At 52.3% G+C, this 12,502-nt stretch carries 10 protein-coding genes; 6 read left to right on the top strand and 4 right to left on the bottom strand.

Annotated elements, in window-relative coordinates; all coding sequences use genetic code 11:
• Positions 1-385: 385 nt before the first annotated feature.
• From B2Z72_RS17910 to B2Z72_RS17900, 3 genes are all read left to right on the top strand, one after another.
• On the top strand, positions 386-3,085 hold the full coding sequence (locus B2Z72_RS17910; protein ID WP_296980934.1) for a TonB-dependent receptor: 2,700 nt from the start codon (positions 386-388) through the stop codon (positions 3,083-3,085).
• Between the two features lie 70 nt (positions 3,086-3,155).
• Positions 3,156-5,057: a phytase gene (locus B2Z72_RS17905; protein ID WP_296980932.1), complete on the top strand. Its 1,902-nt coding sequence runs from the start codon at positions 3,156-3,158 to the stop codon at positions 5,055-5,057.
• Positions 5,058-5,479: 422 nt separating this feature from the next.
• Positions 5,480-6,952: a DUF3360 family protein gene (locus B2Z72_RS17900; protein ID WP_297005459.1), complete on the top strand. Its 1,473-nt coding sequence runs from the start codon at positions 5,480-5,482 to the stop codon at positions 6,950-6,952.
• Positions 6,953-7,019: 67 nt separating this feature from the next.
• On the opposite strand, the gene B2Z72_RS17895 is transcribed toward B2Z72_RS17900, so the two are convergent.
• The 3 genes from B2Z72_RS17895 to B2Z72_RS17885 form a co-directional block, all read right to left on the bottom strand.
• Positions 7,020-7,952 (bottom strand): DMT family transporter, encoded by a 933-nt coding sequence (locus B2Z72_RS17895; protein ID WP_296985695.1) that lies wholly within the window; start codon positions 7,950-7,952, stop codon positions 7,020-7,022.
• A gap of 8 nt (positions 7,953-7,960) precedes the next feature.
• A complete protein-coding gene (locus B2Z72_RS17890) occupies positions 7,961-8,554 on the bottom strand; it encodes a glutathione peroxidase (protein WP_296985692.1) in 594 nt (197 codons plus the stop codon).
• Between the two features lie 167 nt (positions 8,555-8,721).
• Entirely contained in the window at positions 8,722-9,105 is a 384-nt protein-coding gene (locus tag B2Z72_RS17885) for a DUF2750 domain-containing protein (protein ID WP_296982086.1), read from the bottom strand.
• Between the two features lie 241 nt (positions 9,106-9,346).
• Between B2Z72_RS17885 and B2Z72_RS17880 the strand changes: the two genes are divergently transcribed.
• Together B2Z72_RS17880 and B2Z72_RS17875 are read left to right on the top strand one after the other, a co-directional pair.
• Positions 9,347-9,889 carry an adenine phosphoribosyltransferase gene (locus tag B2Z72_RS17880; protein ID WP_296982084.1) on the top strand — a complete coding sequence of 181 codons (543 nt, stop codon included), beginning with the start codon at positions 9,347-9,349 and terminating at the stop codon, positions 9,887-9,889.
• A 3-nt stretch (positions 9,890-9,892) separates the two neighbouring features.
• Complete coding sequence (locus B2Z72_RS17875; RefSeq protein ID WP_297005456.1) at positions 9,893-10,987, top strand: nucleoid-associated protein; 1,095 nt, start codon at positions 9,893-9,895, stop codon at positions 10,985-10,987.
• A gap of 38 nt (positions 10,988-11,025) precedes the next feature.
• Here the strand turns inward: B2Z72_RS17875 and B2Z72_RS17870 are convergent, their stop codons facing one another.
• The gene (locus B2Z72_RS17870; RefSeq protein WP_296982080.1) at positions 11,026-11,802 is read right to left on the bottom strand and encodes a hypothetical protein; all 777 of its coding nucleotides are present in this window, start codon (positions 11,800-11,802) and stop codon (positions 11,026-11,028) included.
• 200 nt (positions 11,803-12,002) lie between these two features.
• On the opposite strand from B2Z72_RS17870, the gene B2Z72_RS17865 reads away from it, so the two are divergent.
• Positions 12,003-12,502 (top strand): cation diffusion facilitator family transporter (locus B2Z72_RS17865; RefSeq protein WP_297005452.1); only part of this gene is annotated, 500 nt, incomplete at its 3' end.

The raw sequence follows: 12,502 nt of genomic DNA, 5'->3' as shown, positions 1-12,502 counted from the left end.
TTGCGTTGACCGGTTGAACTCACCTCAGTTTATTTTTATGGACAGCCAGAGTGTGCAGCATAGCGTCATACCTCGAAGATTCTGCTGCGGTAATATCAAGGTAATATGACACTTATATGACATTCCAATGAATGGTGAAAAATACGCTCACGGGTCAAATAAGCTCATTGTTTCAGCATCAATATTTGTAATTTCCTGCTTTTTCAGCGGAACCGGAGAACAGTTCCCGGCAAAAATAACCCGCGTAGGGGTTAATTAAGATCAAAACCACAATAAAACGCCGCTACCTGCCGGGATATCCGCCGCCCTGACGACTGGCTGTCACATAACAGAAATATTCTCTGCCTACCTTCGCCGCAGCTTTTCCTCAACCGGAGTTAGAACAATGAAATTTCGAATGAAACCACTGGCTGCCGTGGTGGCTTTTACAGCGGCAGGTTTGACCATGCCAGCCATCGCCGATGGAATCCTTGAAGGCCGTGTGAGCGATGTTCAGAACGAAACTGTTTATACAGGTGCTGTAGTCCGCATCGATGAACTGAACCGTGAAGTACTGGCCGGTAAAGGTGGCCGCTTCCGTATGCCGAGCCTGACTGCAGGTGAATACACCCTGCAGGTGATTGTCGGCGGCAAACTGATCGACAGCCGCACCATTACCGTAGCGGATAAAGAAGTGAAGAATCTGGACATCGTGCTGAATAATGCCGAAGAGCCAGTGGAAGAAATTCTGGTTGTCGGTCAGGCGGCACAGCTTCAGCGTGGCCTTGACCGTCAGCGCTACGCCGACAACACCATCAGTGTGATCAACGCTGATGCCATCGGCCAGCTGCCGGATACCAACGCCGCCGAAGCGCTGCAGCGTGTACCGGGTATTTCTATTGAACGTGATCAGGGCGAAGGCCGTTTTGTCCGTGTCCGTGGTATCAGCCCGGATCTGAACTCAGTCACTGTGAACGGCACTCAGCTGCCAGCACCGGAAGCCGGCCGTCGTGCAGTAGCGCTGGACGTAATGCCATCCGATCTGATCAGTGCCTTAGTCGTTACCAAAACTCTGACCCCGGATATGGATGCCAACGCCATCGGCGGTTCCATTGAAGTAGAAAGCCTGTCGGCCCTGGACCGTGAAGGTGCTTTTTATACTCTGCGCGCCGGTGCCAGCTACGATGAACAGACCGATCAGACCAGCCCTAATTACGGCATTTCCGGTGGTAATACCTTCCTGCTCGGCAACGGCCAGCGCCTCGGGGTTGCCGGTGCATTCAGCTATAACGACCGTAAATTCGGTTCTGAAAACGTTGAAACCGGTGCTCACTGGGATGAAGGCAGCCTGGAAGAGTTTGAAATCCGTGATTACGATATCGAGCGTAAGCGTATTGGTGCCGCATTAAACTTCGATCTGGAAATCGACGCCAGCAACCGTCTGTACCTGCGCAACCTGTACAGCTCCTTCAAAGATTTTGAAACCCGCCAGGCGTCAGTCATCGAGTTTGCCAACGCACAGACACCAGGCGCCAGCGGTGATGCGGAAGTTGCGCGCGAACTGAAAGATCGTGAAGAGAAGCAAACCATTCTGTCCACCACCTTTGGCGGCGAACACTTTATCCAGGACTGGACGGTGGAATACGCCCTAGGTTACAGCAAATCCGAAGAAGAGAATCCGGGTGGCCTCAGTGGTGCCGCATTTACTGGCGAATTCTCAGATATGGGCTTCAGCAACAGCCGCAAACCACGTCTGAGTGCTCCGGCGTCTTACTATGATGCATCGTCTTACGAAATTGACGAAGTTGAATACGAAGAAACCTTAACTGACGATACTCAGTCCAGCCTGCGTTTCGATATTACCCGTGATCTGTTTATTGCCGATTACCCATCTCAGGTTAAATTCGGTGGTAAATACAAGACCCGTGAAAAAACCAACGATGAAGACGTTTTCGTTTATGAAGACTTCAACGGCGAAACACTGGACAACTTCTCAACCAGCGTTGATTACGATCTGAGCGAATACGGCCCGGGGATTTCACCATCTGCCATCTACTCTCTGATTGATGGTATGGACAAAGCAGAAGCTCTGGAAAATGCCGGTGCAGATTCGCGCATCGCCGACTACACAGTGAACGAAGACATTACCGCCGCCTACGTGATGGCCAATGCCGAAATTAATGATCTGTTTATTCTGGCCGGTATCCGTTACGAGCACACCAAGCACGACTTTGATGGTATGCAATACAATGACGATGACGAATCCTATAACCGCTACAAAGACGACAACTCATACAGCCACGTACTGCCAAATATTCAGGCACGTTACAAGCTGACCGAGGACACTCAGGTTCGTGCGGCATGGACCAATTCCGTTGTACGCCCGACGTTTGAACAGATGGCACCTTCCCTGTCTTCCGAAGGCGACGAAGCAGAAGCCGGTAACCCGCAACTGGATGCTATGACAGCGGCTAACTTCGATCTGGGTATCGAGCACTACACAGGTACTGCTGGTGCTGTATCAGCCTCCGTGTTCTACAAAGATATCGACGACTTTATCTTCCAGGCCGACATCCGTGAAAACGCCGGTTACGAAGAATACACAGGCGGCGTGGAAAGTTACGACAACGGTAAAAGCGCAAGCCTGACCGGTGTAGAACTGTCAGCATCACAAAAAATGGAAATGCTGCCGGCACCGTTTGATGGCCTGCTGATTTCTGCCAACGCGACTTACACCGATTCTGAAGCAGAACTGCAGGGCGGCCGTAAAATTGATCTGCCAAGCCAGTCTGAGCTGACCGGTAACCTGGTCATCGGCTATGAGAAAAATGGTCTGAGCCTGCGTCTGGCCAGCAACTACAAATCTGAGTACCTGATGGAAGTCGGCAACCTGGACGATGATCTGGAAGACGTATATCAGTCCTCTCAGACTCAGCTGGATTTCAGTGCCGCTTACGACATCACTCAACAGCTGAAGGTTAACTTTGATATCGCCAATATCACTGACGAGCCTTACTACACCTACCAGCGCAGCAGCAAATACAACGCACAGTATGAAGATTACGGCCCGACTTACCGTCTCGGTCTGACCTTCACCAACTTCTGATCACTGTTCTGTGTACTTATGCCGGGTGACTTCACCCGGCCTTTTTCTGCCAGCCAATTTAGTTCTTATTATGAAAAATAAACCGTTCAATACGCCTATAAAGGTCGCCGCCCTGTTACCGCTGCTGACATTGGCAGCCTGTGCTGACCTCGGTATTAAATCGTCTTCTTCTGACAACTCTGAAAACCTGCTGATGCAGCAGCAGCCAATGGAAGCTGAACAGGCTGCCTTTATCAACGGCCAATGGTTATCAGTGCATCCTGACGGCAACATGCTGCTCACTGCGGCCGATGGTCAACAACAGACTCTGGACATCAGCGCGGAATACATCAGTGAGCGCAATGTCGATGGTCAGCCACTGTTCATCAGCGTCGATGCATCAGCAAACCGACTGGTCAGCTACAGCGTCCGGGATGGCAAAATCAGCGACATCCATTATGGACAGCCACTGCCTTACCCAATGGAAGGCATCTGTCTGTATCAGCCATCCGCCAGCGAACTTAACCTGTTTGTTATGGATGAAAACCAGATGGCTCACCAATTGTTGCTGAGCATGTCTGGCAACACACTGAAACACAGCGAAATCCGCCAGTTTCCGCTGCCACCACAGAGTGAATACTGCGTCGTTGATGATGAAACTGACCAGCTGTTCGTCAGCGAAGAAAATATTGGTGTCTGGGCATACAACGCCCGTGCGGAAAGTGAAGTCTCACGTAAGCCGGTCGATCTGGTTCAACCCTGGGGGCAGCTGCAGGACAATGCCGGTCCACTGGCGATTGCCAACGGTCAGCTTCTTATTGGTGAACTGGGCAGTAACTTACTGCACAGCTACCGCATCGAAAGTAGCAAATACAGCGCCACGTTCAGCTGGCAGCTGCCACAGAACATTGCCATCGACAGCCTCACGGCCAGCATGGATGGCAGCCATATCGCCTTGCTGGATGACAACTCCTCAGCGCTCTATTCTGCTCAGCTGCAGTTGCCAGAACGTGCAGCAACCGCGCAGCGTATAGCACAACTGTCGCCATCGGCGGAAACCACGCCGGTCGCCAGCGCCGGCGATGCGGCAGATGATCCGGCCATCTGGGTAAATAAAAAAATTCCGGCTGACAGCCTTGTTCTGGGAACGGATAAACAGCATGGCCTCTATGTTTATGACCTGCACGGAAATCAGGTACAGGAATTAAACGCCGGCCGCGTTAATAACGTTGATGTTCGCCAGGGATTCACCTTTAAAGGTAAGACCATGGATATTGCCGCCGCCAGCCAGCGCGACCGTAATTCCATTGCGCTGTTTGCCATTAATCCTGCCAGCGGATTACTGACCGCAGCCGGTGAGGTAGCAACAGACCTGAGCGATATTTACGGCATGTGCATGTACAAAAATCCGCACGGTGAATTCTTTGTATTTGTGAATGACAAAGACGGACGCTTCGAGCAATGGCAGCTGCTGGACGCCGCCAGCGGCTGGTCAGGCAAGAAAGTACGTGAGTTTGCAGTAGCCACTCAGCCCGAAGGCTGTGCCGCGGACGATGCTGAACAGCGTCTGTTTATTGGTGAAGAGGATGTTGCCGTATGGACCTTAGCAGCCGACGCTGATGCATCTGCAGAAATGACCATGGTGTCACCGGTATCAGAAATACTGGTGGATGATATTGAAGGTATGGATGTTTATCGCAAAGGCGATAAGGCGTATCTGATTGTGTCCAGCCAGGGTAATGACAGTTATGTGGTGTATCAGGCGGAAGCACCGTATACGTATATTGGCCGGTTCCGCATTGGTATTAATGCGGAGAAAAGCATCGATGGTGCTTCAGAAACCGATGGTCTGACCGTTTCCTCTGCAGACCTGGGTGATGAATATCCCCATGGAATGCTGGTCGTGCAGGATGGCCGCAACATGCTGCCAGACGATGCACAGAACTTTAAATACGTTGACTGGGACGATATCCGTCAGCTGTTTAATCTGTAATCCATTTCTTTTCTTCTCTCTGTTTCATTTAGTCTTGCCCTGCATCTTGCAGGGCTTTTTTTGTCCGCTATCCGACAAAAGCAAAAAGGCTTAACTGAATTTGGTACATGTTTTGTCCGGCCGGCTTTTACGCCTGCTGCTGAACAGGCTGAATTTCCACCCTTCTGGAAAATTTCACACCGGTAATATTCAAACCTGTTGTAATTCACGCACCTTAACAGCTCCGCTTTCCGTTCCATTTACTCACATAATAATTTTTTATTTATCACCTCAGCGGTAAATTACCCGCAAAAATCTTCGCTTTGTAAAAATTGTTCGCCCCATAAAAACAGAAAATGACAAATCTATGCCTAAAGTCGGATTGTTGATTGATGGACGAAAACCTAACTTGCACAGCCCCTTTAATGCAGTCAGGGATAACCATGAACAACAACAACGAAAAAAGTTACCAGTCTCAGCACAAACCATCTTCTGAGTTCAGCAGTCGCACGGACTATCTGTCCAATGAGCTGAAAATTATGTCACCACGGCGCTGGAAGATTAATTTACCCGGCCGTGACTATCGTTTTGAGTTTGAAGATATGGTGCCAGCCATGGCAGCAACCATCGGTAAAATTGTGATGGTCGCCGCTGTCGTTGGTGCATACGCAGGCACGCTGGGCCTGTCTCCGGAATTTGTGATCGAAAACGCACGCTTCGAAATGCTGATCGCTGCGGTGCTGTTCGTTATTCTGATTTCCGGTTTTATCAACCCGACCGCGAACCTTGCAGGTACCCATGGTCCGTTAATTCCACTGATCCCACTGATCGTGGCATCCGGCGGACACCCGTTGGCCCTTGGTGTGTTAATCGGCGTGTTCGGCTTTATTCTCGGCATATCGCACGGTGGCAGTATGCTGGCCAAACTTACCAGTAAAGGGGTATGTGGTGGCCTGCTGATTTATCTTGGCTTTATCGGCGTGACCGGACAGGTGAAAAAAATGTTCGCCTGGGCTGAAAGCTTTGACATGGCATACATTGCCTTTGTGGTCATCATTGCCACCATCATAATGTACGCCTGGCTGGAGCACATTCAGAAGCGCTGGCTGGCGATTCCACTGGGTGCTGCACTGGCTGCTGTGATTTCTTTCACGCTGGGCGCACCGTTTGAATTTACCACTCAACCGGGTATTCCGAATCTGGATCCTTCCTACTGGTGGGGTGAAGATACGGGTTGGAAAATGGGTCTCCCAGGTATTCAGGAATTCATTGCCGTCGCACCATTTGCTGTACTGGCGGTAGCCATGTGGTCACCGGATTTTCTGGGTCACCGTGTATTCCAGGAACTGAGCTATCCGAAAAATACCGACAAAGTGTTGATGAATATCGATGACACCATGGTTGCAGCATCTGCCCGTCAGGCGGTTGGTAGTCTGTTAGGTGGCGGTAACCTGGCATCCTCATGGGGTACCTACATTGTTCCGGCAGCCATCGCCATGCGTCCAATCCCGGCTGGTGCCATCCTCACTGGTGTATTTTGTGTCGTGGCCGCTCTGTGGGGTTATCCGATGGATCTCGCGATCTGGCAACCTGTACTGAGTGTGGCTCTGATCGTTGGTGTATTCCTGCCGCTGCTGGAAGCCGGCATGCAGATGACCCGTGAAGGTAAAACCACTCAGTCTGCAGCGATCGTTGTATTCTCGTCGGCACTGGTTAACCCGGTATTTGGCTGGTCTCTGACCATGCTGCTGGATAACCTGGGGCTAATCGGCTGTAAAGAGCGCGGTAAAGAACTGGGTCATGCTGGTCGCTGGGTTATCCCTGGCATCACCTTCCTGATTCTGTGCGCCATTATGGCTGCCATTGGTATGTTCCCAGGCGTACCGGCTCTGATGGAATCTTTCCGTCAGCTGTAAGCCATTCTGTCTGAACACAAAAAAGCCCTGATTTTCAGGGCTTTTTTGTGCCTGATGATCCGGTCCGTCAGCCGGCTTTTCTGCCTGCCACAGGTATTTTCTGCAGCGCCAGTCCGGCAAGAATCAAGGCCAGCCCCAGAGGGGTAGAAAGAGCCACCTCTTCGCCCAGCAGCTGACTGATAAACACCAGCGACAGAAACGGGCTGAGAAATATCAGTGAGCTGATTGCCGCGGTACGCTGTGTCAGATTCATCGCCTGCTGCCACAACAGGAAGGTCAGCCCCATTTCAAAAATTCCCACGTACACAGCGGCAGCGACTGATTGCTGCGTCTGTGCATTCGCCCATTGCGGCACGTCATCCACCAACAGAGTGATCACCAGCAACAGCGGTACGGCGAGAGTAAAGCCCGACCACAATGTGCGCCCGGCATCTGCCTGATCGCCCTGACGACTGTCACGGGTATTCAGAATCCAGTACAAAGCCCATAACAGCGTGCTCAGCAAGGCCAGTAAAACACCGCTAAGCGAATCAAATGTCAGGCCCAGCACATCGCCACGGGTGGCGATCACCAGCACGCCGCAATAAGCCAGCAATAAAGCCACGGCATCCGGCCAGCGCAGTTTCTGCCCTAATAACGGCACCGCCAGCAGGCTCATAGTGATCGCCCAGGTGTAATTAATCGCCTGCGCCTGCTGTGCCGGCAACAGATCATAAGCCTGTAACAGAATCAGGTAGTAGCAGACGGGATTAATTAAGGCGCGGCGCAACGCCACCGGCCAGTTGCTGCGCAGCTCCTGTGCAGCCAATACCAATTGCTTTTTAAACAGCAATACCAGCGAGAGAAAGCCCCAGGACACGGCCACGGCAATCAGCAGCATCCAGCGCGGAGTTAAGCCAGCCAGAGCGAACTTAAACGCCGTCGCCACCGTTGACCAGAACAATACGGCCAGCAGTGCATAAACGACGGCGGTTTTTTCGGGGGTAAGGGAGGTTCTGATGGTCGTTTTTATCCGCCGCTCAGCAGCGCCTTGATTTCGTCATCGTCCGGAATCGTCATGCTGGAATTGGAGCTGACGATACGCCCTTCACGATTGATCAGATATTTGTAGAAATTCCATTTGGGTGCCACATCCTGACGGGCGACTTCCTGAAACAATGGATGTGCGTCTGACCCTTTCACCGGCACGGTGGACAGCATGGTGAACGTCACACCAAAGTTTTCGAAACAGATGCCAGCCGCTTCAGCTTCATCATCGGCTTCCTGATTGAAGGAATCCGACGATACCCCGATCACCACCAGCCCCTGATCTTTGTATTTCTCGTGGATGGCTTCCAGGTCGGCAAACTGACCGGTGAAGCCACAGTGGCTGGCCGTATTCACCAGCATCACCGGCTGTCCGTGGGTCACTTCACACAGGTCCAGCACTTTGGCGCTGTGCAGCTTTTTCATTTTGTGCTGAAAGATCGCCGGGCAGCCATTGGCGTCTGCCACTTTAAGCTCAACCGGCGCGGCGGAGCAGCTGCTGACACCAAACAGCATTGTGCCAAGGGCGACAACCGGCAGTAAGGGTCTGGCAAAGGATGCAGAGATACGAGACATAACAGACTCCTGCTTTACGGGCTGGCGGCCACGGGGAAAATCGCCCGTGTCCGCTGCGGATCAGAAAGAATCAGCGTTTTCGCTGTCGTTGCACTACTTTACTCAGATTGAGCGTCAATGACGACTGCCTTTACCGTCCTGACACTGTCAGCCGCCGTTGAGCAGCCTCAGATCATAGCGTCGCGCAGTGCGTCGTCGAGATCCTGAGGCTCAACCATCAGTGCCTGTTCTTTCAGGTTCGGAAACACCACCAGCCAGGTTTCGTCACTGATCAGGCCTGGCGTCCAACGCTCCAGCCAGACATCCAGCGGGACACTCTTAGGTGTGCAGTCATCCCAGTCGCCCTGCGCCCATTCCGCAGCGTAATCCGGGTGTGGCCAGACCGGCAGCGCATTATCGCCTTCGGAGGTCACAGTCACCCAGCCTTCTTCATTGGCCAGACTCCAGATTTCACCGTGGGCGACCACTTTTTCGATAAAGTGACGGTAGCGCTGTTCATCGGTGAGTTTGAGGGCCGCCTGATGGCTTTTTGGGGATAACGGATAAGACATGGAGTGTACCTGTGGGCAAACGCAGAAAAGGGGCGCGATTCTATCTGTGTTAGCGCCGGAATCACACGGTTTAAACCGGCCTGTGGCTGACTTTTTTCCTGATAACAGGAATAGCAGCCATTCCATCCGGTTTATACCGCTGCCGAGGCTGTAGTCTGAAGCCCTAAGGTTTATAATCCGCCGCTTCCGAATTTATCCGCCCACCGATGCGGGCACCATTTACTGAAAGCTGGAGAAAGATATGAGCTTTTATCGCGACGAAATCAAAAACGCCATCCGAACCGTAGCCAACTGGCCGGAAGAAGGCGTCATGTTCCGCGATATCATGCCCCTGCTGCAGAACCGTAACGTGTTCCGCAAACTCATCGACAGCTATGTCCATCGCTATCAGGACCTGAAACTGGATGCCGTCGCTGCCATTGATGCCCGCGGTTTTATCCTTGGCGCCCCGCTGGCCTATGAACTGGGCCTGAGTCTGGTGCCGGTGCGCAAAAAAGGCAAACTGCCCTTTGATACCGTCACCGCCAGTTACGATCTGGAGTACGGCAGCGCCACCATCGAACTGCACACCGACGCCTTCAAAGCCGGCGACCGCGTACTGGTGATGGACGATCTGATCGCCACCGGCGGCACCATGCTGGCCGCCTGCCATCTGGTCAGAGAGCTGCAGGCAGAGGTTGTTGAATGCGCAGCGATTATTGATCTGCCCGACCTGGGCGGCAGCAAAAAGCTGCGCGATGCCGGTTTTGACGTATACGCCATTTGCGAATTCGACGGACATTAATTCATGGCACTGAAGCATTTTGTTACCCATCAGATCAGCAAAGACGTTAAAGATCCGGCGGCGTCACTGAATTCCAGCGAACACGATGCTGATCTGGAAAGTGAAGCCGTCGCGCACTTTTATGCCCAGACCGCCGCTCAGCTGAAGTCTGTCTTTACCCAGCGCTCGGGAAAACGCTATGGCGTTTTCCATCCTGAAATCACTCAGGTGCGTGCGCTGGTACAGGACTGGCAACAGGAACGCGAAAGCTTTATGTCCATGACCCGTCGTATCAGCAAGCATTTCGTCAACAGTCTGGATAATACCGAGCTGGCGATTGAGGGCTACCTGGCCTTTTTCCTCGATCAGTTAGCTGACGATGATCGCCTGTATATGTTTCATCTGCGCCGCAAAACCAGCGTCGCGGTTAATCCGGATATGACGTTAACGGAAACCAGCTATCTGGATTTTTCTAACACGGGCTTTGGAGTACTGCTGAATCTGACCGACTGGGCTGCAGACGACGACAGTAAATATCTGACTTTCAGCTTCGGCCGTGGTGATAAACCGCTGCAGAACCATTTTGCCGAATGCATCGGCTTTACCGACACTCTGAACACCGCCGAAGAAACCGAAGCGTTTCTGGAAATTGTCGACGAGTTTTCTCACACCCTGCCCGCCGATCAGGGCTTTGAATACAAAGCCAAAGTGGTGGATTACTGTATCGAGCAGGATATGCGTGGTGAGCCTGTGGTGTTCGAAGAGCTGGCCGACTTTATGGCCACTCAGGTAAAAACCGATGCGGGTAAAGACTTCTCACATTACATCGTTGATAAGCAGAAAGAACGCCAGCAGAAAGCACCGGAAGGACTGACGCCTGAGCAGCTGGCTGCTCAGGGGCACGACACCCGCGTAGTAGCCGATGCCATTAAGACCGAGCTGATTCCGGACCGGAAAAAACTGAAAGGTTTTATCCGCTTCACAGGCAAGAACAAAGACCTGAGCCTGAGCTTTTCTGCCAGCCTGCTGGATAAAGAAGAAGTAGTATTTGATGCGGTCAGCAACGAGCTGCGCATTAAAAAAGTACCGGAATCTCTGCTGAAACAACTCAAGCAGTAAAAGCGCGGCAAAGCAGACGGGGTTACCGCACTGGCGTCCTATTCGGACGCCAGCTGATCAGAACTGATGCCGGCGCTGAGCAGATCGCGGATCGAGCGCCCGGTACGATCAACAATATAAACCGCAGAACGTTCGTTGTAGGCCAGCAAAGCGCCGCGCACAAACTCCCACTTTCCGCTGACACTGCGTTTTAATTCCTGATCTTTCAACTGAGCCAGCGTCTCATCAAATGACTTCACATACTGCGCGATACCGTTGTCCGGGTCGGTGTGCACACCAAACAGGCTCATATTAAAAGAAACATAAGCAGCCACCACCCGTTCCAGATTATCCAGTAACAAAACTATGGTCTGCTCTTCACCGCTGAAGCCGCTATCGGCCGGGCGGTTCTCTTCCAGCACGTGGTACAGAGCCTCCTGACGCAGCTTCACTTCCGTTGCCAGCCCGGCTTCGTCGCCATTAATTGCCGCTTGTTGTTTTTCCTGCAGGAACTGCCGGGATAACTGCCACTGTTCCTGCAGCTCCGGCCACTCAGCACCCAACTCTGCAGCCAGAGCATCGCCCTGACGGATGACAGATGCCAGACGCTCGACCGCGCCGCCGGTTCCCTGATTCAGGGCGATTAAACTGAATTCCGTCGTGCTGCGATAAGCCATCAGTTCCAGCATCTGGCGCTTTTGTAACAGATCGGCGGATGGTTCTGTCTGAGATAGTTCTGCCTGAACAGGCGTGGTCAAAAACATGGTGAGCAGCAATGCGGACGCGACTGCCTGCAGTGCTCCTCCCTTCAACTTCCATGACAACAGAGATTTCATCGGTGACCCCCGGCGATTCAGCATGTGATCGCTTTTTAATTATTCTGCTAAAAACAATACTTTTATTCGCACCATGGTACCAGCTTCCAATCAGGCCAGAGTCCCGTGCCGGAAGATGTATACGTCAGGTCGCAGGCTAACGCTTCAGGGCAATGCAAACACCCTGTATGATCAACATAACCTCATTATTAAGACTTATTATGCCTGCCAACAATCGAGCCAATCCCCACACAAAATGGCAACACAGTCATGAATTTAATTCAGAACACCAGACAGGTGAACGCAACACTCTGTATGTGCTGATTCTGACCGCAGTCACCATGGTGGCAGAAATTGTCGCAGGCGCCTGGTACGGTTCCATGGCGCTGCTGGCCGACGGCTGGCACATGGCAACGCATGTCGCCGCATTTATGATTACCCTGTTCGCCTATCGCTATGCACGTAATAACGCATCCAATCCGGCCTACAGTTTTGGCACAGGTAAAGTAAATATTCTCGGCGGGTTTGCCAGTGCGATTGCCCTCGCCGTGGTCGCGCTGCTGATGATCGTGGAATCCGTTGTGCGCCTGTTTGACCCCCAACAGATTCAGTTTGATCAGGCGATCTGGGTTGCCGTACTGGGATTAACCGTCAATCTGGTCAGCGCCCTGCTGCTGAAAGACCACCACCATCATGATCACGGACACGGACACGGACACGG

The organism is Thalassolituus sp. UBA6592, assembly GCF_002433655.1.
Classification (GTDB): Bacteria; Pseudomonadota; Gammaproteobacteria; order Pseudomonadales; family Oceanobacteraceae; genus Venatoribacter.
The sequence above is the reverse complement of the archived record's forward strand: the minus strand, read 5'-3'. Positions and strand labels throughout refer to the sequence as shown.

Excerpts from the sequence above, each read along its gene's own strand:
- B2Z72_RS17910 (WP_296980934.1), top strand. The coding sequence starts at position 386 with ATGAAATTTCGAATGAAACCACTGGCTGCCGTGGTGGCTTTTACAGCG.
- B2Z72_RS17905 (WP_296980932.1), top strand. The coding sequence starts at position 3,156 with ATGAAAAATAAACCGTTCAATACGCCTATAAAGGTCGCCGCCCTGTTA.
- B2Z72_RS17900 (WP_297005459.1), top strand. The coding sequence starts at position 5,480 with ATGAACAACAACAACGAAAAAAGTTACCAGTCTCAGCACAAACCATCT.
- B2Z72_RS17890 (WP_296985692.1), bottom strand. The coding sequence starts at position 8,554 with ATGTCTCGTATCTCTGCATCCTTTGCCAGACCCTTACTGCCGGTTGTC.
- B2Z72_RS17885 (WP_296982086.1), bottom strand. The coding sequence starts at position 9,105 with ATGTCTTATCCGTTATCCCCAAAAAGCCATCAGGCGGCCCTCAAACTC.
- B2Z72_RS17880 (WP_296982084.1), top strand. The coding sequence starts at position 9,347 with ATGAGCTTTTATCGCGACGAAATCAAAAACGCCATCCGAACCGTAGCC.
- B2Z72_RS17875 (WP_297005456.1), top strand. The coding sequence starts at position 9,893 with ATGGCACTGAAGCATTTTGTTACCCATCAGATCAGCAAAGACGTTAAA.
- B2Z72_RS17870 (WP_296982080.1), bottom strand. The coding sequence starts at position 11,802 with ATGAAATCTCTGTTGTCATGGAAGTTGAAGGGAGGAGCACTGCAGGCA.